The sequence below is a fragment of the Candidatus Didemnitutus sp. genome, from assembly GCA_019634575.1.
Lineage (GTDB): Bacteria > Verrucomicrobiota > Verrucomicrobiia > Opitutales > Opitutaceae > Didemnitutus.
Genome location: JAHCAY010000003.1, coordinates 269,662 through 292,194, shown reverse-complemented (window position 1 = coordinate 292,194; position 22,533 = coordinate 269,662). Strand labels below are relative to the sequence as shown.

Genomic DNA, 22,533 nt, shown 5'->3' with positions numbered 1-22,533 from the left:
CGAAATCAAAGTACGCGCTCGATCTCCTCGAGTGTCGTCAGCCCCGTCGCGGCCGCCGCCACGCCGCGCGAGCGCAGGGTGGGGATGGCCAGCCGATCTCGCAGTGCCGCGAGTTCCTCCGCGGGCGCATCGGCCGCGATCAGCGACAGGAATCGCCCCATCGGAATCACCTCATGGATCGCGACGCGGCCGCGGTACCCGCGCTGTCGGCAGGCCGGGCATCCCACCGCGCGCATGAAGTTGCCGTCCTTCGCTTGGTGTCGTTCGCGGAGCCGTGCGTTGTCGGGATGTCGGCTCCGGCACGCCGGGCACAGCATTCTTACCAATCGCTGAGCCGCCACCAGCCGCAGCGAGGCCGCCAGCAGGAAACTTTCGATGCCCAAGTCGCGCAGCCGCGGAATAGCCGACAGCGCATCGTTCGTGTGCAGCGTCGAGAGCACGGTGTGCCCCGTCAGCGCCGCGCGGATCGCCAGCTGCGCCGTCTCCGCGTCCCGCGTCTCTCCGACCAAGATGACATCCGGGTTCTGCCGCAAAAGCGCGCGCAGCGCCGAAGCGAAGGTCAGTCCGATCCGCTCTCGGATTTCCGTCTGCCGAATAGCCCGCACCTCGTATTCGACGGGGTCTTCCAACGCATGCAGGACCCGCTTCCCGGCATCGAACACCCGCAACGTCGCATGCAGCGTGGTCGATTTTCCCGATCCGGTCGGCCCGGTGATGTAATGCAGTCCCGCCGGGCCGCGCAGCGCCTCGCGCACTGCGTCTGCCTCCTCCGGCGTGAGCCCCAATTGCTCGAGCGACTGGTTGGGCATCGTCTGGTCGAGCAAGCGGAACACGAGACTTTCGCCATGCACGGTTGGCAGTGTGCTCGCACGGATGTGCAGCCGCCGTCCTTCCGCTTCGAACGCGGCCCGTCCATCCTGCGGCAACCGCTTCTCGGTGATGTCCATGCCCGCGAAGATCTTTCCTCGCGCCAGGAACGCATCGCGCTCCGCCAATCCCAGCGACGCATGATCGCGCGTCTCGCCGTCCACGCGAAAGCGGATCAGCACGCCGTCCTCCTTCGGCTCGCAGTGGATATCGCTGGCGCCGTCGGCCGCGGCCGCACGGAGCACGCGCTCCCATTGTTGGGCGGCCGTCACGGTCGGCGCGACTCGCGGACTGGAAAGGGGACGTTGCATCAGCGCACGAGCCGCGGCGTGAGGAAGATGACCAGTTCCGTGCGGCGCCTGAGGCTTCCCCGGCTGCGGAAAGCTTTTCCGATCAATGGCGCCGCGCCCAAGCCCGGCACGCTCCGCTCAGTAATTCCCTTCTCTTCCGAGATCAGTCCGCCGATGACGGCCGTTTCTCCGTCCCGCAAACGAACGATGGTCGAAGCCTGCTTCACCTCCGTGACCGGTGCGGTCTGTCTGCCATCCGGACTCGTCACGATCGCCTGCAGCCGCGTGATCGCCGGCAACACATCCAGCGTGATCACACCCGCGGCGTCGATTTGCGGCGTCACCGCGAGAATCGTGCCGATCGTGATCGTCGACACCGAAAACTGCTCCTGCGTCTGGTTCGAACTTCCGCTCTGCTGAAAAGTCGTGGACTGCTGCAGCCGGAAGAACGGTCGGTCCTCGCCGACCTTGATCATCGCGGTTTGGTTGTTGAGCGTTCTCAGCCTTGGCTGCGCCACCGTCGTGACCTCTCCCTGTTGTCGGAGCGCCTGAATGACCGCGGTGGTCTGCTGCAGGCCGATTTTCGCGGCAAACGTGGCGGCCCCGAACACCGAACCGCCCACACCCGCCACGTCCAAAGGGGCACTCGCCTGTACACCGATCTTACCCAACGACGCACCCGCCAATTCCCAATCGATGCCCAGCTTTCGTTCATCGCTCAGCGCCACCTCCACCAAACGCGCCTCGATTTCCACCTGGGAGCAGATGCGCCGGTTCACCAATTCCAGGAACGCGCGCACGACCTCCTGTCTCGCCGCCGGCGCGGTGACCTGCGCCACCCCCGAGAATTTGTTCAGGACCAGCGCATCGCCGTCCTTCAGCATCGCCCGCAACTCGGCCTCCAGTCCGCTCCAGAAGGTGTTCTGGTTCTCCTGCGAGATGGATACCTGCGTGGCGTCGGAGGAGCCGTTTGCGGGCGCGGCCTGAGCCGGTGCGTTCGCCACCGCGGTGGCTCCTGTTCCACCCAACGTGATCGAGGCGCTTCCCGTGCCGCTCCTGGTCAGTTGCGGATAGTCGATCGCATAGAGGACCGTCTTCAAACGCCGCACCACGACACCTCCCTCCGACTCCTCGAAGTAGTATCCCGCCGGAACGACCAACGCCATGAGGGCCTGACGGAGCGTGCCTTGCCGGACATCAACGCTCACTTCCCCAATGACATCCGGATCGACGACCACCGGCACGTCGCACGAACGCGCCAGCGTTCGCAGCGAGGGCGCCAATGGCGCCCTCTCCAGCCGGAACTGCTCGACCGGTCGGTCGAGCCAGCCGTTGTCCGCCGCCGCGGCACTCGCCGCACACACCAACCACAGGAGGGATTTCATGGGAAAAGGATTCAGGGGTTGCCGATCAGGAAATGACTCTCGCTGCCGAGGAGCGTCCGAGGCGTCCGTTGCACCCGGACTACGCCGCCCACGGCGACGCTCGTGCTCAAACGCACCGGACTCGCGGCCAACGTGAACGTGTCGCCGCCTTGGTTTGCCTCGATCGTGATGGGTCCGGTCCCGGTTACCGTCAGGACGTTGCCGTCCAGCCGTCCCGGACCGTCCACAACGGCCAACGAGACGGGCAGGCCGGAGCTCGCGCTCGCCACCACGGTGACCACCGCACCGGGAGCCAGTTGCCCCAGCGGGGTCACCGATATCGTCTGGGTGGCCTTAGCCGAGAAGATCGCCTGGATGTACTTCGTGCGATCGACGACCACGGCCACGGGATTGGCCGTTCCACTCGCGTCGCCGCCCCATCCACTGAACCAATGTGCGGAGTCCGCTGTTGCATTGAGCGTGACGAAGGCTCCGAAAGGGAACACGCCACCGGCCGATACCGATCCTCCTCCGGAAGTACCGGTGACCACCATGAACTGCCGCAGCGCGAAGTTGGCGGTGAGGCTGATGTCCCGATCCAGCGTCACGGTCAGCGGATTGGCCGCTCCTCCGATGTCGCCCGTCCATCCCGAAAAGACATGGGACGCATCAGGCGCAGCCATCGCCGTCACTGACGTTCCATTCGGATAGTTTCCGCCTCCTGAGACATACCCGCCCGGTCCGGCGTTCACCACCAGGGTGTGCGTTGTCACCGCGGGCGCATCGATTGTCACCACAGTCGAGATGAGCGGTGACACTGCACCGTCCGAATCGACCGCCTGGGCCGTGAACGTGACACTCCGTGGCCCCGCGTCACTCGTCCAGTTGCCCGACTCTCGCTCACTGCCGTCGCCCGCGCTGCCGGTGGCAAACGAGGTGCCGCCTTTCCACACGTTCACCTGCGCGAGATTCCCATCCGCGTCCTGGCCCCGCGCCGCCACAAAGTACCCCGCGCCATCCGGCGCACCGGCCGGCGCGGAACTCCACGCGATCGTGGGAGCGCGGTTCGGCTGTGGCGGCGATGCCGCCAGCCGAACATAAATCTTCAGCTCGTCGTAGTAGCCCCACGAACCGTCCTCGCTCAATGACACCCACCAGTAGTATGCCGCCACCAGTTTCGGCTCTCCAACTCCGCTGAAGGTGATCCGCTCATTGCCCCATCCGGAGATGCTGCTGCCATTCCGCGCCTCGGAAAACGCGTAATTCCGGCCGCCGGTTCCTCCGCCCGAAGACCCCGCGCTCACCAGCAGCGTGCCGCTGCTCGTCGCGACCTCGTAAGTCACGCTGCCGCCATTCAACGCAAGGTCGAACGGACCGTACTCTTGGCCGCGTGCCGCCACGGCCGCCCCGAACCCGATCAACAACAGCAGGAGTGTCTTCATTGCAGAGTCACCGTTGAATTTTCCCTCAGCGTGAACCGCAGTGCTTCCGTGCCCGGCCACGCCGCTCCGCGGTTGATGATGATGAGCCGGCCTCCGAGTATTTCCGGGGAGACATTGGCCCCGCTTGCCGCCGCCGCCGTGAACGCATTCGGCGTGTTGTTGAACGAGACGAACGCCGCCTCGCTCGCATGGTTGTTGTTCACTGTGATCCGAAACTTCGGGAGCATGAGGCGCCGGACCACCAGTCGGTTGGTCCGCGACAGCGCTCCGCCACCCGGTGTCCACGCGTTCACCTGCGCCGCGCTCAGCTGTGCGGTCCACAACGCAGGCAGGCTCGCGGTGCGGCTCTCCCAGTCTTGGTTCCAGATCGCATCGAACCACGCCGTCGTCCCGGCATACGCCGGCACGTTCAGTTGTTCCGTTCGCGCCATCAGGCTCACCAGCAGAAACCGCTGCCGGCCGCTTTCCGTCGGACCCGCGAACAGCCACCGGCAATTTCCGAGGGAATTGAAGGCCAGCCGCGCCAGTTCCGGCTGCAGGTCCGGTCGCGGAGCGACGCCCACTTGCGGCGTGATTCCCCTCAACCGCGCGACCTTCGCGAACCAATCCGTTGTGGCGGTTGTGAGGTACGTCCCGCTCGTCGCGACCGAGAACGACGTCGGAGCATCGCCGCCACCGATCGCTCCGGCGAGTGCGGCCACGTTCAGGTTCGTGAGATCAGTCTCGTCGAAAGATGCCGTGATCGTCTTCGCGATCTCCTCCAAATTCCTCGCTTCCGCCTCGCGCCTCCCCGATTCGATCCCCTCGCGCACGGACGGGGCCAGCGTTCCCGCCAGGACGCCCAGAATGAAGAGCACGAGCACCACTTCCAACAGGGAGAACGCCACCGTCGATCGATGCGTCCTCATCGTGCGTTCAGCCCTCCCAGCAACGAGAAGAGCGGCAGGAAGAACGACAACGCGATCGCTCCGACCACTCCGGTGAGTACCGCCAGCAATGCGGGCTCCAGCAACGCGAGCATGACGGCCAAGCGCTGCCGTGCCTTTCGTGCCGCATAGTCCTCGACCTGCCGCCACGCAGCACCCAATTGCCCCGTCGATTCCCCCGCCTTCAGCAGCGGCACCACAAAGGAGGGAAGCCCGCTGGCGCCGGACAGTGAGACATGCAGCGCCGTTCCGGCCCCCACCTTCGCCCGTGCCGCCAGCAGTTGCCGCTCGACCACCACATGGTCGGCTACCTTCGCGGCGCTTTCCAGCGAGTCCAACACCGGCACGCCCGCGTCGTGCAGCAGACGACAAACGGCCGCGACTCGCGTGGCCACCAGGCAACGGATCGTCTCGCCCCAACCTGGCAGGCGCAACCCCAGCGGATCCACGAGCCTCCGCACGGCCCGCGTCTTGCGGCCGAACCACAAGGCAAACGCACCGCCGACCACAAAGCCCCAGCCAGTCCAGCCCGCAGCGCGAACTCCCTCGCTCGCCGCAATGAGCACGCGCGTCATCATCGGCAGAGGCAGGTTCAGTGAACGGAAGATTTCCGCGAACTTCGGCACGACACTCGCCAGCAGGAACACCACGAGCGCCGCCGTCGCCCCGAAGACCATCGCCGGGTAAATCAGCGCTCTCCGCGCGGTCCGCCCGATTTCCTCGGCTTGGGTCAGGTGCTCGGCCAATGCGCGCAACGATTCCGGCAACCGCGCCGCCGTTTCGCCTGCGGCAATCACCGCAATCACGTGCGGCGGAAATTGCCTCCCGAAATACCCGCATGCGGCGTGGATCGACTTTCCTTCGCCGACCTCCTCCGCGATCCGCGCGAGCATCCGCTGCGCCTTGCCCGCCGGCGTATCCACCGCCATTTGACGCAAGGCGACGTCCGCCGTGATACCGGCCCGCAACATGAGTTCCAGCTGATCCAAGATCGCGACAAATTCCTCGGTCGGCAGCGTCGACCTCGGCGACACGTTTCCCTTGGCCTCGCGAACGGCGACCGGCCACAGTTGCCGAGCCCGCAATTTTTCCTGCAGGACGGGCTCATTGGGCGCGACCTCCCGGAACGACCGGCGGATTCCTCGCCGGTCGACAGCGCTGACGGAGTAAGTGGGCATCTCAGTTCGTCATTCGCACGCGGGTGCCCACCGGCGAAACCGGCACGCGCAAGCGCCATCGCCCGTACTCGAAAAGTACCGCGTCTGCCTCCACGGTCCGGACCCGAAGACCATCGATCACGCCACCCACCTCCAGCGAGTGACCATTCACAATGGCCGCCGGTCTCGCACCCCCGATCACTCCCGACACCACCAGCGAGAGTTCCTTTGCCGTCTTTTGTCCCCGAATCTCGAACGGATTCACTTCCGTCGCCCGGTCAGCGCCGGTGAGATCGATCAGGCCGCTGCTGTCTGGCTCGAGCGCATCCTCCCGCACAAGCGATGCGCGGTTCTTCACCGGGGGCGGCACGATCGCAGGTGTTGCCTCCGGCAGACGTTCCCGTTCTACCCCCATCATCGGCTGTCCCTCGCTCGGTCCCAGATTCCAGCGCGACGCGGCTTCCACCCGATGGATCAAATGCGCGTCGTGACGCACCGTCTGGTCTTCCGGATCGACATAAGCGCCGAGCGTGTAACTGCGCACGCGTTCCGGTTCGCGCATGCCAGACGGCGCCACTGTAGGAGCCGGAGGCAACGGCGGAGCCGAGATGGGCGTTTGGATGCAACCGGCCGTCAGCGCGGCCGCGACCAGCCAAAGGAGTTCAGTTCGCATGGGAAAAAGTGAGCGGACGAGTGAGATAGAGATGAAAAGGAGTCCCTGCCGGCAGTCGCACCCGCAGCGCGTTCCGCGCGGTTTGCTCCCGCAGATCCTTGATATATTCGCGCATCACCGCGTTCGTTCCGGACAACGCCGCGTTCCGCGCGTTGACGCTCGGCACCGCAAGCTCCGCCGCGGTCGTGCGCACGCTTTGGAGAGCGGTGCTCGCCGAGCCGAGGAACGCCGCGGAGAAAATCCGCGCGTCCCGCCCCCGGCGCTCGTCAATCACCTCGCCCGGCAACCCGGCGATGCCATCGTCCTCGGCGGAGTCGCTGCGCATCAGTGCGACCGCTTGCGCGATCTGGTCGCCTTCGCTTCCCACCAGGTGCCACTCGCCTTGGGCAGTGATGCGTGCCGTCGTTTCGTCGATCGTCGCCCGGCCATGCAGTTCGGTGCCTTCGCGGATGATCCGTTTCCCGTGCATCCACACGTCTTCCGACAAGCGCGCGATGAGCGGCGACTCCCCGTGGGATTCGACTGCGAGCACGGTTTCACAGGGCAACAACGATCCCATCGGCAACGTGATGCTTTCCGCCGCGTCCGGTTTTCCGGCGAGCAAGCTGAGCGGCGCCGCTTCGATCTTCGCAGCGACCACCGCGGTTTCACCCGCTTGGGGTGCCGGCGTTCCGTTCGGTGGTGCCACTGGCTGGACAAAACGAGCCGCCTCTCGTGCGAAGACCCTCGGCAACGAAGTCGCGGTTCGCGCCGTTCGCGTCGCGACCGGCGGCGCATTGCGCTGCGTTTTCCTCCACGCCACCGCGCCCGCGGCGAACAGCGTCAAGGCGATCACCAGAACCAACTGGCCGGTCGGCGTGTTGAACCAGACCAAATTGAACGACGGCTTCATCGGGTTTCGATTCCTTCCAGTCGCAGCGTTTCCAGCTTCAGGTCACCGGCATCGATCTCGCGCACCACGATCCAGAAAGTCTCGGCGGTTCCGGCAGGTATCTGGCCGCTCGCATCGGTCAGGGCACAGCGGAATGATCGCTCCCCCACGCTCACCCGCACGCGCCCCGGTGCGTACCGGACAGTCTCCTTTCTGCGGTTCTCCACCCGCCACTGCAGCACCAGCGCTTGCTCGGCCGCGAACCGGAATGCCTGCAGCACTCGCCTGGTCCCAGGGCCGACCGGACAGGCGATCCGTTCCATCAGTCCGGACAAAGCGGGATATTGCGCGGCGAACGCGTCGGCATGCTTCGCTCGGTCCAGCAATCCGAGCATTCCCACTGCGCCACCGCCCGAACTTGGCGTCACCGGCGCATCGGTGCGTTCCACGAAAGTGACAGTGCGGTCCGGCACCTCGTCAGTCCTGAAAGCGAGCGCATAAGCCTTGCCCCGCAGCATCACGTTCAATCCGCCGGTGGCACCCGTCCGATTCGCTCGCACGGCGAGATATGCCGTTCCCGGCTGATGCGACAGAAGCACCGGTGCGTCCGGCTTGGTGGAAACGTTGGCGCCATCGAGCGCCGCAATCGCGGCGGGAAAGACGATCGTGGTCGGCGTTTCGGTTCCGATGCGGATCTCGTGGCATACCCGCTCGTCCAGCATTACCTGGCTCACCGGCCTGGCGACCAGCGCGGTCGCAGCCAGAAAATTCAGTACGACAAATCGAAATTCCATACAGCGAGGGGAAAGCGGCCGTTGGCAGCCAGGTTGGGATTGCGGGCGAAGGTGAAACGCGCCGTGAACCCTGGCGCTTCCGTAAAGGTCTGCGTCCCCACGATGCCGGTGCGCACGAGCTGGCCTTCCACCTCCACGAGCACGACATCGTCCTTCGTCTCGAGAACGGTGACCTTCAGCACCTCGGCCTTTTGATGCAGCGCCTTGCGGGCGAACTCCTCGGTCTCACGCGCCCAATGGCTCTTCGCCTTCTGCAACGCCTCCGCAAGGAAGAGTTTCTCTAGCAGTTCCGGTTGATCGAAGCCGGCGGGATTTCTTTGCAGCAACGCGAGGCACGCCAGCAGCGCGTGCTGTTCGTGCAGCTTCGCCGCGTCCTCGAAGCCGAGGAGCGGGCTCACATGAAACGTGCCACTTCCGTCCATCACGACGACGCGTTCCTTTGTCCGATACGCTCGGATCAGCAGGAACGGTTGCACTGCGCAGAAGCCGACCGCGGCCAATGCCACAAGGCACCACAGCCGCGCCGCGAAAGCATGATCCGCGAATAGTTCCAGCGGATGCCATTTCGTCCTCGGGCGACTTGTCGGATCAAAGCGCACATGAGGCGCGGGAGTTTCCTTCAGGGTGGTCATTTCAAATGGTGGTTTGCGGAGCCGGCAGATGGTTGGAGCCGAGAGCCAACGCGGCGCGCTGGTCTCCGGCCGGATCTCCTGCTGAAGGGCCGGGAGGCGGCGCCGCCGGCGTGGGAGCCGGTGCGGGGGGGGGTGGCGGCGATCCGCCACCGGACTTTCCGGCGGATTGCGCCGCCAGTGCGGGCGCCGCCGCCCCGCCCGTCTTCAGCGCCTTGATCATCCACGCCAGTTGCTGGATCGAATAGATCTGCTGCAGCGCCGCGCCTCCGCCAGCCGACAACGGTGAGCCCGAGCAAATCAGCGACTGCATCAGGAAAGGCGTGCCGATCGTGCCCACGATCAACCACACCCCGGCGAACAATCCGCCGAGCAGGCTTCCGAACGAGGCGCCGTCAATTTCCCGCGCGGGTGTCAGATCGTACGCCGCCGACAGGTTTTCCCCATACGAGACCAACAAATGATAGGCCACCAGCTCGGTCACCGCGAAGCCCACCGGCCACGACAGGATTGCGATGGTCTGTTGCACGTAGCGGCTCCCCAGCGAACTCAGCGATGGCACCAGCATCAACGCCAGCGCCACCGGCAGGAACAGGTAGCACAGCAGCTTCAGGACATACTGCAGGATCAGGAACGGCAGTTGCAGAACGCTCGCGATCAGCACCAGCAGCTTCGCGGCTCCCCACAGGAAGGCCTTGTACAACGATTCCTCGACACGCCGCAGACTGAAACCACCGGCACCCTCGGTCACGGTCGCCCGCAGCTTCGCCGCCGCCCGCATCGGGTGCTGCGTGTAGTCCTCGTGCACCACATCCGCCAGGGACAGGAAGATGCGTTCCGTGAATCCGAACCAATGGGGCAGGGTGGCCACAAGTCCGATGACGATCGCGCTGCGCACCAGCGAACCGGCGATTTCCTCGGAGGATCCCCGCGAGCGAGCGACCGTCAGCATGAACCCGGCGACCGCGATGAAGAACACCACGAAGCGCAGCGCGTCTGCCAGCGCGACCACCGAGTCCTTCAAGCCTGGAGCGAAGTTCTCCATCAGTTTCTGCCCTCCTGCGGACGTTGTCTCCGCTCCTCGCGCTTCAGCCGACGCAGTAGCGCGCGCTTCTCCGGCGTGTCTCCGGGATACTCCGGTTGAACATCCAGTGTTACGCTGCCCTGCAATTCATCGAACGACCGCGGCGTCTGGACAGCCGGCGACTTGCGCGCGTCTTTCTTAGAAGCACGAGCGAGCCCGCAGGCGAACAGCCCTCCGCCCACCACGACGGCGATGACAATGACAACGATAAGCATGCGTTTCATCGACGTTGATAGTCTGATGCATTCAGCCGCAGGCCTGACTGCCACGCGTTGACGATATCGAGCGACTGGCGCTCCTCCGCGTTCTGCTTTTCCAACCAGTCGAGCCGTTCTTTCTCCGCTTGGTTGTCGTTCAGCGCCTTCGCGGAGAGCAGTCGGTCCGCTTGTTCGCGCCGCTCCGCTGACAACCATCCCAGCTGGCCATTCAACCCCGTCAATCTCGCCGAAAGCTTGTCGACCTCCGCCTGGGTCGAAGCAGCCTCCAATCCGCGCAGCGTATCCGCTATTTCCCTTTGCACCACGCTGGCCCGCGCTTCGAGCGCATCACGTGCATCGTCTCCTGCGGTTGCCTGACGTTCGATCGCCGCGAAGCGACGATAAGCCTCGCTCTGCCGCTGAAAGGGCCGTCCGAACACCGTGCGGTCATCGAGCCCGTCGAAAATCCCGTCGGCCTTGTTCTGCAGTGACACCACCGCATCCGCGAGCCTCCGGGCCTCACGGAGCGTCTCGCCATAGCGGCGGCCCAGATCGTCCTGCTCCAATCCTCGCAACAGTTCGGGTGCCGCCTTCGCGGGATCGCCCATGACGTCGCGCACCCGCCGCAATGTCGCCAACTGCTCCTCCAGCCGGCTGATCTGCCTCCCCATCATTTCCAATTGATCGGCCCACTGCCGCAATGTTTCCGCATGCTGCGTGATCTGCGCTGACTGGATCGCGGAATTCACGGCGGTGTTGACCGGATCGTTCACGATCCATTGCGCGGAGCACCGTGCAGCCACGAGACTAGCGAGCAGGAGTCGAGAGAGCTTCATGGGATTCGAGGAAGGTGGATGACGACGTCGCCGTCCGCCGTGTGAAGGACGAGGGTTTGGAAAGGGGGTACGGTGGCGGGCTTCTCGTTTTCCCGCTGCGCGTAGAACTTGGCTCGCGCCCACGGCGCGCTTGGAGTCGTTGACGGATGCGCACAGCCCGCGATTGCGATGATCGCGCAACTGAGGAGAGCGAAGCGCATCATGGCTTCACCTCCGGCGCCTGGACGTGACGCAGCGTTCCGCAGCGCGGCGGCTGCGCCGTAGGCGAGAAATAGCACACCGAGGAGAACCGCGCCCCTTTCGGCTGCTGTTCGGGCAATGGGTACCGCTGGATCGCCTCCACCGCGGTCTCCGGCAACCCGACGTCCTCCGCGAGATCCTTCATGTCCTGCCGGTCCGCTTGCCGCAGCAGGAAGTATTGCTTCGCATTCCCGATCACTGCCGACTTCACCCGCGAAGTGCGGAAGCGCGCGTATTGCTGCACCACGGACACCGCCCAGCAGTTGTGTTTCCTCAACTGGGCATAGCTCTCGGAGACGATCGCTTCGCCCCCGGGAATGTCGAGGAACTGGCCCACTTCCTCAAACAACGCGCGCTTCCGCACCAAGCTCGGAAGGGAAATGATATGCTGTCGCGAGATCCCGCTGATGAGCAGACCGACCGCCGCCTTGAGTTGCACCGCCTGCTCCGGGATCATCCCCAGCTCGAAATGAACGACCGGTGCATTCAGTGACACCGTCGTCGTCCCATCGAACAACCGGCCATACTGCCCGTCCGCGCACCAGCCACGGAGCAAGGTGGCGAGGCGCTCGATTTCGCCTCGGTCATGCTCTGGCAAGCGCGCGAACGCGAGCAGGTCGACCAGCGAGCCATGCGTCGGGAAGTCTTCCGCGGAGTAATAGGCACACGCAGTCTGCGCGACCAGCCTCGCTGTCGCCGCCTCCTGGCCGAAGCGGGTAATTTCCTCCTCGGCCACGCCCGCGAGGAGTTCGAGCGCGCTCGGGTCATGCGCAGCTTGCCGTTCACGCAGGTCGAGGAACGCTTCGACCGCGGTCGTGCCTTCCGGCATGCGCGACCACCATCGCGGCGTGGCGCACGCGATCCGGCGCACTTCCCGCGCGCGTTCCGGTTGCCGACGCTCCCACGCCACAAACGTGTCGTGGTAGAGTTGGTGCACGTAGCACGACAATTGCGCCTGCCTCAGCGCCAGAATCTCCGGGTTGTCTGGTACCCCGACCATGCGCGCGAGCAGCGCCACCACAGTGGCGAGGTGCAGCTGCGTGAGCGGCACGCCCTGCGTGTCGAGGTAGTTGAGCGTGAAGCCTCCGTCGGGATGCACCACCAGAGCCTTGCCGCCGAGGCGTTCCGTCAGCGCGCGATGCGAGCCGCCGATGTCGACGATCAGCGTGTGCCCGAAGAATCCTGCGGTCTGCAGGAACAGGTCATCGATGAATTCCGATTTGCCGGCCCCGCTCATCCCGAACACCAGTGCGTGTTGCGGTGTGCGCTGCGCGTGGGGGCTCACGCCCACCAGATTCAGGTGGCTCCCGTCGTAGAGCGCTTCGGCTGTTTTAAGGTCTCCCACAAAGGTCGCGGAGAAGGGGAGGAGATCGGCCAGGTATGCGTCCTCCGCATACAGCTCACGATGGCAATAGGACGATTGGGTCCACCCCGGCCAGGTCGCGAAAAAGAGCTTCTTGGCCGAGGCTGGCAATCCGCTCTCATAATACTGCGCCCCGTCCATCGCCGTAATCGCCGCCTGCACGGACGATAGTTTCTGCCGCAATTCATCCCGCGTCGCCGCCCAGACTCGCACGACATACGTCACCAGGAACGGATGCGCGAAGCCGCCGGAGAGATTCTCCACCTTCCGTTCCTTCTTTCGCAATGCGACCAGCAACGAATGTCTCCGCTGCTGGGAGTATTCGCCGGACAGACGCTCGATCGCCCGCTCCTCCCGCTTGACCTCACCGCGTGCGGAGACCGGGGTCAGGTTCACGGTGAGTCGGTAGTCTAGGAAAGGCAGCCCGGTCAGGTGAGTGACGATTCCCGGTCGGGTCCGCTGGGGCCACCGGGCGAGCGTCAGCATTGCATGGAACTGGCCGTCCAAGACGAAGCCTCCGTCCGGCTGGCCGATGCCATCGCTGAGCCAGCATTGTTCCTGCACCGTGAGGCCCGGTTCGCACGCCGGTCGCTTCCGACCCGCCAGGCTCGGATTGAGGAAGTCGCGCAGGCAACCGCAGTGCTCCTCATCGCCCATCGGATCAACCACCGCTTCGCCATGGAATATCGTCCGCAGCAGATCCGCGAACTCCTCGTACTGCGTCTGCAATTCGCGGAGGATCCCCGCGTAGTGTTCCCGCAGCCCACGCGCGGTGCGCCAGTTTCCGCCGTAGCGGGTGATCTCGATCGTCAGAAACAACGCCAAACGTTCGCGCCGCAATCCATGCTGGCGCATTCGTTCGGCATAGCGCGCCGTCCTTTCGTTGCGCGCTTGGCGCACCGCGGGATCCGTCACCTCCGCTGTCGCCGCGTGATAGGCGGCAAGTTCTCCGGCGTAATTGCCTTCCGGCCACCACTGCACCTGCAGGCGCCGCGGTGGAACGATCGATGCCAGCAAACTCCGCAATTGATCCTGCAGAGCGTTCAGCCGCGCGAAGCTCCCGCCCCGGACGTCCATGGGTTCCACGAGGAAGCCCTTGGCGGCGGTCGCGCCTCGCTCCGGCGCGCCATAGAGAATCAGCCCCTCGCAAAACACGCCTTCAGGCGCTTGGTCATGCGGTTTCACGGAATTTCCTCCCGCGTGAAGTTCCCGCCGCCCCACCAAGTGGCCAGAAGGTCGCGATCATACCCCGCCGGCCGATTGTGCTTCAGACATAGGATCCACCCCAGCACCGCGGCGAGCGGGAGGGCCACCAAGAGCCCGGACGCGAGCAGTCCCGCGTGGAACACAAAGTTCAGCACCGTGAAGCCGATGAGTGCGCCCACGACCGCGATGGCCGCCGGGAGGTACAAGTTGCCGTCCAATCCGAAGGCTCGCCCGGCCGAGTCGTCGGCCGCGTTCGTTTCCGTGTAACGTAGCTCTTCCATGGTTCAGAAGTGCGCGGTGACCACCGAGTCCTGCAGGCCGAACAAGGAGAACAGCGTTCCCATCACCGCGGCGGCACCCGCGATGAACACTCCCGCCAAGATGGCGCCCTTGCCCTCCGGGTCGCCCTTGCTGAGCGCATTCGCGCCCGACCAGATCTTGATAACACCCCATAAAAAGCCGAACATGAAGAGCACGGCCAGCGCACCGCTGAATCCATCCCGCAAGACTTGCAATTGAGCGAGGAGCCGCGGCGCCGAAGGGGCCTCTCGCAGCAGCAGTAACATGGTCTTCATACCCATAAACCCATAAACAATGAACGGCGCTTGTCAAAATTGTTTTTATGGGTTTATGCTTTCATATCATGAAGGCCGATCCCAACCGCCCGGTGAAGAGGAGTTTCTCCTTTTCCGGTTCCGACAAAAAAATCCTGCACGACATCGTCCAGGGACTCCGCAGGGCAGGGGTCCCCTCGGTCCGCAATGGCACTGTCCTGCGCGCCTTCGCGTATCTCAACTCCGCCACCGAAATGTTTTCCGCGGCCGTGCTCCTCGACCGTGACCTCAAGGTGGGAGCCGGTTCAGGCGATCGCTACGATCCTCCTCCGCTGACGGCCGACTTGGCCCAGGCGGATGTGGACAAACTCGCCGACGTCGGCGTCGAGCTTCACGCCAAGAACATCGCCTCCACGCACTCCTTCATCATGCGTGCGCTGCTCCGTTCCGCTCCCGACATGAAGATCCTGGTCACCCAGATGCGGCGCTTTCAGCAGGAAGTCCCGCGCCGTCCTCGCGCGTCCAAGAAATCCCATGCTCGATCCTGAGCGGCTCCACCGGGTGCAGGGCCTCCCCGCGCACCTTCGCGCCAATCTGCGCGGTCAGGATCATGTCGTCGTCCCGGTCGCCGCCAGTCTCGCTCGTGTCGAGTTGGGGCTTTCGCCCGCCGATCGTCCGAAGAGGAGTTTTCTCTTTCTCGGTCCCACCGGAGTGGGGAAAACCGAGCTGGCGCTTCTCTGCGCCCGATTCCTCTACGGACCGGACGGTCTCCACCGTTTCGACCTCTCGGAATTCGACGGAGCGAATGCCACCCAACGCCTTTTGGGCGCGAATCGCACCGATCGCGGACTCCTCGGCGATCGTCTCGCGCGCTCGAACGGAGGACTCCTGCTTTTCGACGAAGTCGAGAAAGCCGATCCCAAAGTCTGGGATCTTTTTCTCCAGATACTCGAGTCCGCCCGGGTCACCGTGGCCACCGGTGAAACCTTTTCTCTCTCCGCTTGGGTGATCGTGCTCACCTCCAACCTCGGTGGAGCCGAAGCGATGCGCATGGAGCACTCTTCCAACGCCGCGATCGAGGCCGCGGTCCTCCGCCGCGCCGGGCAGGCGATGCGGCCCGAACTCTTCGGCCGCATCGAGGAGAAACACGTCTTCGCCCGTTTGTCGCCGTCGTCCCAGCGCGAAATCGCCTCCCTCTTGGTCGCACGCGAGACCGCGCGTCTCCGCCGACTCGGTCACGACTTGGAAGTCTCCCCCGAAGCCTTGGAATTCCTGATCTGCGAAGGCTTCGACCCGCACCTAGGCGCCCGTCCGCTTCGCGGCGTGGTCGAACGACAACTCCAGGAGTTGGTCGTCAACGCCCTGATCCTTTCGGGCCAGGCTCAGGGACGTGTCGTGCTTACCGCGCCTCGCAAACTGGGACTTTTGCGCTGATTGACGGAGTCGTTCGACACCGGTCGCGTCCTAAATGCGAGTGAGCGGGTGGGGAACGCCGCTCTGAAACGTCCTAGTTCAATGTACCCCTCGCTCTCTGCGGGCAATCCCGCCCGCAGAGTGCGCCATCCCATGATCCTCATCGTCTCTGGCACCAACCGTCCCGGGAGCAGGACACGCCGTGTGGCCGACGTCATTGACCGACTATATGTCGGCCGTGCTCCTTCCCGGATCCTCGACCTGCTGCATGTTCCCATCGATGCGTATTCACCCCTCGCGTACTTGGAGAAACCGAGAGCGGTCCACCCGTTCCTCACCGCCGCGGTCGACTGCGTGGGCTTGGTCATCGTCACCCCGGAGTACAACGGGTCCTTCCCCGGTGCCCTCAAGCATTTTATCGACCTGCTGCCGCATCCATCCCCCCTCGAACGCAAGCCGGTCTGCTTCGTCGGGCTCGCCGACGGCCACTGGGGCGCTCTGCGGGCCGTCGAGCATCTTCAACAGATCTGCACCCACCGCGGAGCTCATCTTCTCCCGCAACGCGTTTTCATCCCCCGTGTGGGGGAGGCCTTCGAGGGCGACGACCTCAAGCCCGAGTTCCTCGCTCGTCTCGACCAACAAGCGCAGGATTTTCTCGCGTTCACTCGCTCAATCGCACCCGCCAAACCCGTTCCCGTCGCCCCGTGAGCCGCTACCGCTTTCCTTCGCTCGGTGGTCGCTCCACTCTCCGTCACCGACGTTTCTCATTTTCGCTTCGCGGTGCGACTCCCACCGGAAATTTGCTGGTCCGCTTACCTGGCGGAAGGTGAGATGGTCGACGTGATCAAGACTCGCACCGGTCAGTCATTCCAGCTGCCGGTGGAATTCGGCGAGCCTAACGCGGTGGTGGTTCCCCAGTCTTTAGCCCATTACCTGAAGCCCGGCGACGCTCTCTCCGTCATGAATTTCAGCTTGATGGCCGGCGATGCCTCCGCCGATCACGTCGCGACGCACGTCGAGGTCGGCGATCGCAACAAACCCCAAGCGATCCGCACTAAAGCCGAGCTGCAATTCCGAGTTCATCCCAGCTACCTGGTGGCCGCTCAGACTTCCTCGTTCGCTACTAGATCGCCGCTCCCACTAGGCAACTTGGTGAGCCGATAGGTCGCATCCCGGTGCACCATGATATTCGCGACGCTCTCCGCGCGTGGTTCGATTGTGTGCAAGCAAGCTGGTCGGACGTCGTTCGCTTACTCTGGGAGTTCCTTGTTCCTGCGCTTAGAGCAGCCGGCGGCCAATTTCTCTGGTTTGGGAATAGGGTGGACCGTGGCGCGGGCCGAGGGCTCAATCCTCTACATCCTGCAGCATCGTTCGCAGCGCGCACCAACGCCAGAGCGCCCACAGCAGCGGCGCGGCGATGGCGGACACTGCCGGAAGCAACGAAAGCGCGGTCCATTCCAGCCGACACCAAGAGTGGATCACCCCGTACGCGCTCGCGCCGATCCACAGACCGACCAACGCCGCCGTGGCCAGCTCTCTCCGTGCATGCTTGGCGCTCACCCGGAACGATTGCGCCATCGAGAAGGGTTTTACCGCCCAGCTGTACTCCGTATCCCGTCGATTTCGATCAAGCAGGGCAGGGTAGCGCGTGAGGATCAGAGGTCGCACCAAGACGCAATAAGCCCGCCACTCCGCGTCGCGATCCACCGTCACCGTCGTTTTCCGCATCGCCAGCCAGTGCACGGCCGTCGCGAGCCACGCGCATCCGAGCCACGCCGTGCCATCTTCTCCCGAAAATCCGCCTCCCGCGAGCGCCACGCCCGCCAAGCTGGCAGCGCTCGCCAGCATCGCGGGAACTGTCACCCGCCGCCTGCGCGCTTCGGCGACCGGTTCCATGTAACGAAATTCTCGTCGCATGATTTCCAAGAACCACGTCCGTGCCGCACCCGCGAGACCTTCGCGGTCCGCGATGAACTGAGGAATGGAGGAAGAGATCGGATTCATGACAGCGGAACCGCTACTCCGCTGCCGTTGGCCCCCGGCAGTGAAGGCATGGTGCCCTTCGGTTAGTTCGGATGCGACATGCATTTCATTTCAATAGCTTAGACGATCGAAAGCCCCGCCTCCGGTCCGTTCCCCCGTTCTTTTTCCCAGCTGACCCTCTGCGAGTCACTTGCACCGAAAATACCCTTTCCCGAGATATTTTCCGCGGTGGGATTTCACCTCCTGAACCGTGTTAGGCACGACGCCCCGTGACTTACTCGCTGTGTTTTGCCGCTTCATCTGCCTGTCCACCGGTTTCGGCATCGCAGCCGGAAAGGTCCGCGGCGTCTCTTCCTTTCTGTCGTCCTGCGTTTCGCAGGCCGCAGGCCCAACTGTGCGCTGAACTGCCTCAGGCAGTCGATGCACCTGGCTGCCGCCGTTCTGGCAAGATGTCGGCGGCAGCCCACGCCTTCGCCCGACGATGTTCGCTGTCACCCTGACAGTCCGTGCCGATGCCGGCACCACCTTGCTTCAAGTGGCGATCGTGCTACGGCAGCACCGTCTCTTTCCCCGTGCACTGCTCTTGCGTCCGGCGGACGAACCATACGCGGTCTATTGGATCCTTGTTCCAGGCGGTCGGGCACAGATCGGCGCGCTGCGCGATCAGCTGGCCGAGCTGTCCGAAACCATCGATGTCCGCGCCGAGGAGTGGAACTCGGATGCTCCGTTGCCGCATGAGCCTTCCTCCGATTTCTGGAAATCCTGAACGGTCACCAAATCTCGGCTTTGTTCAGCAGATCACCGGGCGACATGTCGAACGCCCGCGCCACCTTCACTAGGACGTCCAGCGACACGCTGCGTTTCCCGCGTTCAATCTCGCTGATGTACGTCAGCGACAGATCGGTGTCCTCCGCCAAAGCCATCTGGCTCTTCTTCGCGCGCACCCTCAGTTCGCGCACGGTTTTCCCCAAGTTGATCGATGCTTTGCTGGCGGACACCCGCGCATCCTAGTGAATTCCGTAACTCCCCACTATAAACGATAGTTGCAATATGCCGAGCAGGACTCTCGGGAAGTGATTTTTTGCAGCGATTGCGCACGCCGGCACAAGTCAGCGCGCGCAATATCATTTATTCTTTCCCAGCCGATGCGGGGCCACGCGTCGGCGACCAAGCAAATGCAGAACCCGCTCCTCCCCCAGGAAGTCGATGGCGTCCCCGAGCTAACTTCGGGCCGGCGTTTCGTCTTCATCCTTCAACCCGCGTGCTCGGTTCCCGAGCAGCGCCTGGCCCATCCCGTGGCGCTCATCACGCTGGCCCCCGCCACCGCTCTCTTCTCCTGGCAAGGAGACCAGAAGCCGCGTCGTCATCCCGTCCGCGCCGAGAAGATATGGCTGATGCCTGCCGGCCATCCGCACGCCATAACCTGGCATCAGCCGGTACCGGTGCTGCGCCTTGTACTTCCTCCCGGCGCTCTCTCCGCAACTCATCTCTTCCGCTTGGTGGATCTCACGCGCATCGACTGGGACGCAGCGGAAGCGATCAATTCACTCCGCCCGCATTTCAAGCAGCCGGAACTCGCGCCCGCAGACTTCGTCGAGAAACAGTGCAAGATCATCGCCGGCCAGCTCATGGCGGCCCTCCAGCGTCCTCGTGCTCGCTTGGGCACGTCCGGTCTCGTCGCCGAGCGCTTTCGGCGCATTACCGACCAGATCGAGGACAAGCTCGACGAAGACTTCACGCGCGAGCAACTCGCTGCCATCGCCGGCATCAGCGAGCACCACTTCTCCCGCATGTTCACCCAGCGGACCGGTCTCTCCTTGCGTGAGTACATCGCGCTCCGCCGCTGCTTCCGCGCTCGTCCCCTCATTCCCACCGGCATGCCCTTGGTCCAAGTCGCCCAATCCGTCGGTTTCAAGGACCAGTCCGCCATGTGCAAAAAGTTCCTCCTCTTTTTCGGCCGCGCGCCCTCGACCTTCGCCTGATCCCCATGCCGCGACCGCCACTTTCTTTTCGTCTCGATCCGCCGGATCACCGCGCGTTCCAGTCGGCGGTCCGTCATCTCCAACGTGTCCTCGGTCCCTCCGCTCCCAACTACGAGCAACTCGTCCGTCACCAACTCACTCATCGCGACTCCCCCGGCCTCGTCGACGAATACCTCGACTCCATTGGCTGGCCACCTCGCTCCGGCCGCTCTTCCGCACGACGCAAACGCGCGGCGGTCGCCCGAGATCCGTCTCTCAACTGATTTCCCGGTGGGTTCGGTTCATAGGACACCGGGCAAGTGCAACCGCGGCCGGGCCGCCGGGGCAAATCGGCCCGGCCGCGTGTTGCCCTGTCATACCTCATGGGATCCAGCGCTCTCGTTTGTCAGTAGAGGTAGATCGTTCCCGGTTCTTGGCCGGGCTAGTGTGTGCATCGGCCGCTGACGGCGGTGTCCGGCAGCGGTCTCCTTCATCATGGCCCGTTCCTCTCTCCCTGCGCTCATCCGCGGTCCTCGCGGACTGTGGCGGCTGCGTCTCAAGCTTCGGCTCGTGCCCCACGGCACCACGCGCTGCCTGGAAACCGCCGACAAGCGCATAGCCCGAAAGCGCCGCTCCGCCTTGATCCTGGCGGTGGGGCCGTTGTCCTCGACACACGATCCTGACCGGAAAATCCCACCCAAGAATTTTCAAAAATATCATTTCCGTCCCCCGGAAAACATTGGACAGCTCCTTTGGTCGGGTCCACCTGTGGCTTGTCCCCGCATGAGCTCGCCGACTCAGCCCCCTTCGACGAATCTCGCTGCGTCCGCCCCTCCTGCGTCGCAGGCCCAGTGGTTTCGTGACGAAGTCCACGCGCACGACGCGTCGCTCAAAGCCTACCTCCGCGGCCAATTCCCTTCCGTTCGCGACGTCGACGACGTCGTGCAGGAATCCTACCTCCGCGTCTGGCGTCGTCAGGTTTCCAATCCGATCCAGTCTGCCAAGAGCTTCCTCTACAAAGTAGCCCGTCACCTCGCGATCGACACCCTTCGCCACCACCGAGCGTCTCCGGTGGACGCGGTTGCGGATATTTCCACGCTCGAAGTCTTGGACGCGAAGCCTTCCGCCGCCGACGCTGCCTGCACCTCCGAGGAAATCGATCTCCTCGTGGAAGCGATCGAGACGTTGCCGCCCCGCTGCCGCGAGATCGTGATCCTCCGCAAGCTCCGCGGTCTATCTCAAAAGGACATCGCCGCCCGCATGGGGATCGAAGAGCGCACCGTCGAAACCCAGGGCGCCAAAGGTCTCGACCGCTGCGAGAACTTCCTCCGCGCCCGCGGCGTCACCGGCCTCAAATGAAGCGCTCCTCCCAGATCGATTCCGCCGCCGCTGGCTGGATCCTCAAGCGCGACGCGGGTCTAACCGCTTCCGAACAGGCCGAGTTCGCCAATTGGCAACTGGAGCCGGCCCACGCCGAGGCGCTTGCTCGGAAAGAGAAAGCGTGGTCGACCCTCGATCGTCCCCTCAGCGCGGGTCAAGCCGACGAAGTGCTTTCGCGTCTGGCAGCGCGTGCTCAGCAGCGCCGTCGCCGACGTCTCGGCACGTCGCTAGTATTGGCTCTCTGTCTTTGCTTCGTCGGCTTCTGGTGGCAGCAGCAGTCCTCTCACATCCCTGAGCCTCGCTCGGTCGTGCTGCTGCCGGAAACCCGCACCCTTGAGGATGGCACCATCGTCTACCTCAAGGCCGGTGCTCACATCGACGTAAGCTATTCGGCTGATCTCCGGCGCGTCGCACTCACTTCTGGCGAAGTCCACTTCCAAGTCGCCAAGAATCCGGCTCGGCCCTTCATCGTCACCGCCGGTGGCGTTGATTTCCGTGCGGTCGGAACTGCATTTGCGGTACAGCTCGGTGGTTCGCAAGTCGATCTGGTTGTCACCGAGGGTAGGGTGGCGGTGGAGCGGAAGCTGCCCGAGACGGTTGCCACCGTAGCTGCACCCGAACCGGTTGTCGTTGCCGCCGGTAACCAATTGTCAATCGAGCTGGCCAAGCCCGAGCCCTTTGCTCCCAGTGCCATTTCAGATCAGGAGCTTTCCACGCGTCTCGCTTGGAAAGCGCCCAGAATAGAATTTTCCGAGATGCCGCTTTCGGAAGCCGTGCAACAGATGAACCGCTATGCAAAGCGGAAGCTCATCGTGGTGGATCCGGAGCTCGCGCAGATGCCCGTCTCCGGCATTTTTCGTGCCGACAACACCGAAACCCTTGTTGACGTCCTTGAGGATGCCGGCAGCGTTCGGGTGGAGCGCGAACCGGACCGCATCGTACTACGCCGGGCGCGCTGACTCGCACCAAAGAAAATGTCACGAAATTGGCAAATTCTCGTGGCAGGTTTTTGAACCACCGCCGTGTCAGGGAATATGACCACCCTCGCGGCCCCGCTTACCCCACCGAGGCTCACCTCCTCGTTCCTTCGCGTCCTCGCTTTCTGCACGAGCCTTTGCCTTTCGGCGTTGGCCTTCGCTGCGGACGCCCCAAAGCAGCCTTTCAATCTGCCCGCCGACTCCGCGGAGAAGTCGCTCCGCAATTTCTCTCAGCAGTCTGGGTTGGAGGTGATCTTTCCCTCCAAACTTGTCCAAGGCGTCCGCACAAACGCGGTAACCGGCGAGATGCCAGCTCGTGATGCCCT

The 22,533-nt window shown here is 64.1% G+C and carries 26 protein-coding genes; 9 read left to right on the top strand and 17 right to left on the bottom strand.

Annotation, left to right across the window (positions count from 1 at the left end; translation table 11 throughout):
* Positions 1-5 precede the first annotated feature (5 nt).
* The 15 genes from KF715_19765 to KF715_19695 form a co-directional block, all read right to left on the bottom strand.
* Positions 6-1,178, bottom strand: a complete 1,173-nt coding sequence (locus tag KF715_19765; protein MBX3738940.1) for a type II/IV secretion system protein — start codon at positions 1,176-1,178, stop codon at positions 6-8.
* On the bottom strand, positions 1,178-2,542 hold the full coding sequence (locus KF715_19760; GenBank protein MBX3738939.1) for a secretin N-terminal domain-containing protein: 1,365 nt from the start codon (positions 2,540-2,542) through the stop codon (positions 1,178-1,180). Before KF715_19760 ends, KF715_19765 begins: the two co-directional genes overlap by 1 nt.
* Before the next feature lie 11 nt (positions 2,543-2,553).
* Entirely contained in the window at positions 2,554-3,963 is a 1,410-nt protein-coding gene (locus KF715_19755) for a hypothetical protein (GenBank protein ID MBX3738938.1), read from the bottom strand.
* On the bottom strand, positions 3,960-4,850 hold the full coding sequence (locus KF715_19750; protein MBX3738937.1) for a type II secretion system protein: 891 nt from the start codon (positions 4,848-4,850) through the stop codon (positions 3,960-3,962). Before KF715_19750 ends, KF715_19755 begins: the two co-directional genes overlap by 4 nt.
* Positions 4,851-4,867: 17 nt before the next feature.
* Positions 4,868-6,067 carry a type II secretion system F family protein gene (locus tag KF715_19745; protein ID MBX3738936.1) on the bottom strand — a complete coding sequence of 400 codons (1,200 nt, stop codon included), beginning with the start codon at positions 6,065-6,067 and terminating at the stop codon, positions 4,868-4,870.
* Between the two features lies 1 nt (position 6,068).
* Positions 6,069-6,719: a hypothetical protein gene (locus tag KF715_19740; GenBank protein ID MBX3738935.1), complete on the bottom strand. Its 651-nt coding sequence runs from the start codon at positions 6,717-6,719 to the stop codon at positions 6,069-6,071.
* Positions 6,709-7,611 carry a hypothetical protein gene (locus KF715_19735; protein MBX3738934.1) on the bottom strand — a complete coding sequence of 301 codons (903 nt, stop codon included), beginning with the start codon at positions 7,609-7,611 and terminating at the stop codon, positions 6,709-6,711. Before KF715_19735 ends, KF715_19740 begins: the two co-directional genes overlap by 11 nt.
* A complete protein-coding gene (locus tag KF715_19730; protein MBX3738933.1) occupies positions 7,608-8,384 on the bottom strand; it encodes a hypothetical protein in 777 nt (258 codons plus the stop codon). The genes KF715_19735 and KF715_19730 overlap by 4 nt, the downstream gene beginning before the upstream one ends.
* Positions 8,360-9,016 (bottom strand): hypothetical protein, encoded by a 657-nt coding sequence (locus KF715_19725; protein ID MBX3738932.1) that lies wholly within the window; start codon positions 9,014-9,016, stop codon positions 8,360-8,362. Before KF715_19725 ends, KF715_19730 begins: the two co-directional genes overlap by 25 nt.
* A gap of 1 nt (position 9,017) precedes the next feature.
* Positions 9,018-10,058, bottom strand: coding sequence for a hypothetical protein (locus KF715_19720; protein MBX3738931.1), 1,041 nt, complete (start codon positions 10,056-10,058; stop codon positions 9,018-9,020).
* Positions 10,058-10,321, bottom strand: a complete 264-nt coding sequence (locus KF715_19715) for a hypothetical protein (GenBank protein MBX3738930.1) — start codon at positions 10,319-10,321, stop codon at positions 10,058-10,060. The genes KF715_19720 and KF715_19715 overlap by 1 nt, the downstream gene beginning before the upstream one ends.
* A complete protein-coding gene (locus KF715_19710; GenBank protein MBX3738929.1) occupies positions 10,318-11,130 on the bottom strand; it encodes a hypothetical protein in 813 nt (270 codons plus the stop codon). The genes KF715_19715 and KF715_19710 overlap by 4 nt, the downstream gene beginning before the upstream one ends.
* Before the next feature lie 199 nt (positions 11,131-11,329).
* A complete protein-coding gene (locus tag KF715_19705) occupies positions 11,330-13,918 on the bottom strand; it encodes a hypothetical protein (protein ID MBX3738928.1) in 2,589 nt (862 codons plus the stop codon).
* A complete protein-coding gene (locus KF715_19700) occupies positions 13,915-14,220 on the bottom strand; it encodes a hypothetical protein (GenBank protein MBX3738927.1) in 306 nt (101 codons plus the stop codon). Before KF715_19700 ends, KF715_19705 begins: the two co-directional genes overlap by 4 nt.
* A gap of 3 nt (positions 14,221-14,223) precedes the next feature.
* Entirely contained in the window at positions 14,224-14,520 is a 297-nt protein-coding gene (locus KF715_19695; protein ID MBX3738926.1) for a hypothetical protein, read from the bottom strand.
* A 62-nt stretch (positions 14,521-14,582) separates the two neighbouring features.
* Here KF715_19695 and KF715_19690 point away from each other — a divergent pair, with 62 nt between their 5' ends.
* From KF715_19690 to KF715_19675, 4 genes are all read left to right on the top strand, one after another.
* Positions 14,583-15,041 (top strand): hypothetical protein, encoded by a 459-nt coding sequence (locus KF715_19690; protein MBX3738925.1) that lies wholly within the window; start codon positions 14,583-14,585, stop codon positions 15,039-15,041.
* A complete protein-coding gene (locus KF715_19685) occupies positions 15,028-15,927 on the top strand; it encodes an ATP-dependent Clp protease ATP-binding subunit (protein MBX3738924.1) in 900 nt (299 codons plus the stop codon). The genes KF715_19690 and KF715_19685 overlap by 14 nt, the downstream gene beginning before the upstream one ends.
* 132 nt (positions 15,928-16,059) lie before the next feature.
* The gene (locus KF715_19680) at positions 16,060-16,614 is read left to right on the top strand and encodes an NAD(P)H-dependent oxidoreductase (protein MBX3738923.1); all 555 of its coding nucleotides are present in this window, start codon (positions 16,060-16,062) and stop codon (positions 16,612-16,614) included.
* Between the two features lie 24 nt (positions 16,615-16,638).
* Positions 16,639-17,070, top strand: coding sequence for a hypothetical protein (locus tag KF715_19675; protein MBX3738922.1), 432 nt, complete (start codon positions 16,639-16,641; stop codon positions 17,068-17,070).
* Positions 17,071-17,250: 180 nt separating this feature from the next.
* Here KF715_19675 and KF715_19670 read toward each other — a convergent pair whose 3' ends face one another.
* A complete protein-coding gene (locus tag KF715_19670; protein MBX3738921.1) occupies positions 17,251-17,910 on the bottom strand; it encodes a hypothetical protein in 660 nt (219 codons plus the stop codon).
* Between the two features lie 460 nt (positions 17,911-18,370).
* Here KF715_19670 and KF715_19665 point away from each other — a divergent pair, with 460 nt between their 5' ends.
* Entirely contained in the window at positions 18,371-18,655 is a 285-nt protein-coding gene (locus KF715_19665; GenBank protein MBX3738920.1) for a hypothetical protein, read from the top strand.
* A 4-nt stretch (positions 18,656-18,659) separates the two neighbouring features.
* On the opposite strand, the gene KF715_19660 is transcribed toward KF715_19665, so the two are convergent.
* Complete coding sequence (locus KF715_19660; protein ID MBX3738919.1) at positions 18,660-18,887, bottom strand: helix-turn-helix transcriptional regulator; 228 nt, start codon at positions 18,885-18,887, stop codon at positions 18,660-18,662.
* A 45-nt stretch (positions 18,888-18,932) separates the two neighbouring features.
* On the opposite strand from KF715_19660, the gene KF715_19655 reads away from it, so the two are divergent.
* The 4 genes from KF715_19655 (at position 18,933) to KF715_19640 (ending at position 22,189) form a co-directional block, all read left to right on the top strand.
* Positions 18,933-19,871: a helix-turn-helix transcriptional regulator gene (locus KF715_19655; protein MBX3738918.1), complete on the top strand. Its 939-nt coding sequence runs from the start codon at positions 18,933-18,935 to the stop codon at positions 19,869-19,871.
* 5 nt (positions 19,872-19,876) lie between these two features.
* Positions 19,877-20,134, top strand: coding sequence for a hypothetical protein (locus tag KF715_19650; protein MBX3738917.1), 258 nt, complete (start codon positions 19,877-19,879; stop codon positions 20,132-20,134).
* A 499-nt stretch (positions 20,135-20,633) separates the two neighbouring features.
* On the top strand, positions 20,634-21,209 hold the full coding sequence (locus tag KF715_19645; GenBank protein ID MBX3738916.1) for an RNA polymerase sigma factor: 576 nt from the start codon (positions 20,634-20,636) through the stop codon (positions 21,207-21,209).
* On the top strand, positions 21,206-22,189 hold the full coding sequence (locus tag KF715_19640; GenBank protein MBX3738915.1) for a FecR domain-containing protein: 984 nt from the start codon (positions 21,206-21,208) through the stop codon (positions 22,187-22,189). The genes KF715_19645 and KF715_19640 overlap by 4 nt, the downstream gene beginning before the upstream one ends.
* Positions 22,190-22,533 lie beyond the last annotated feature (344 nt).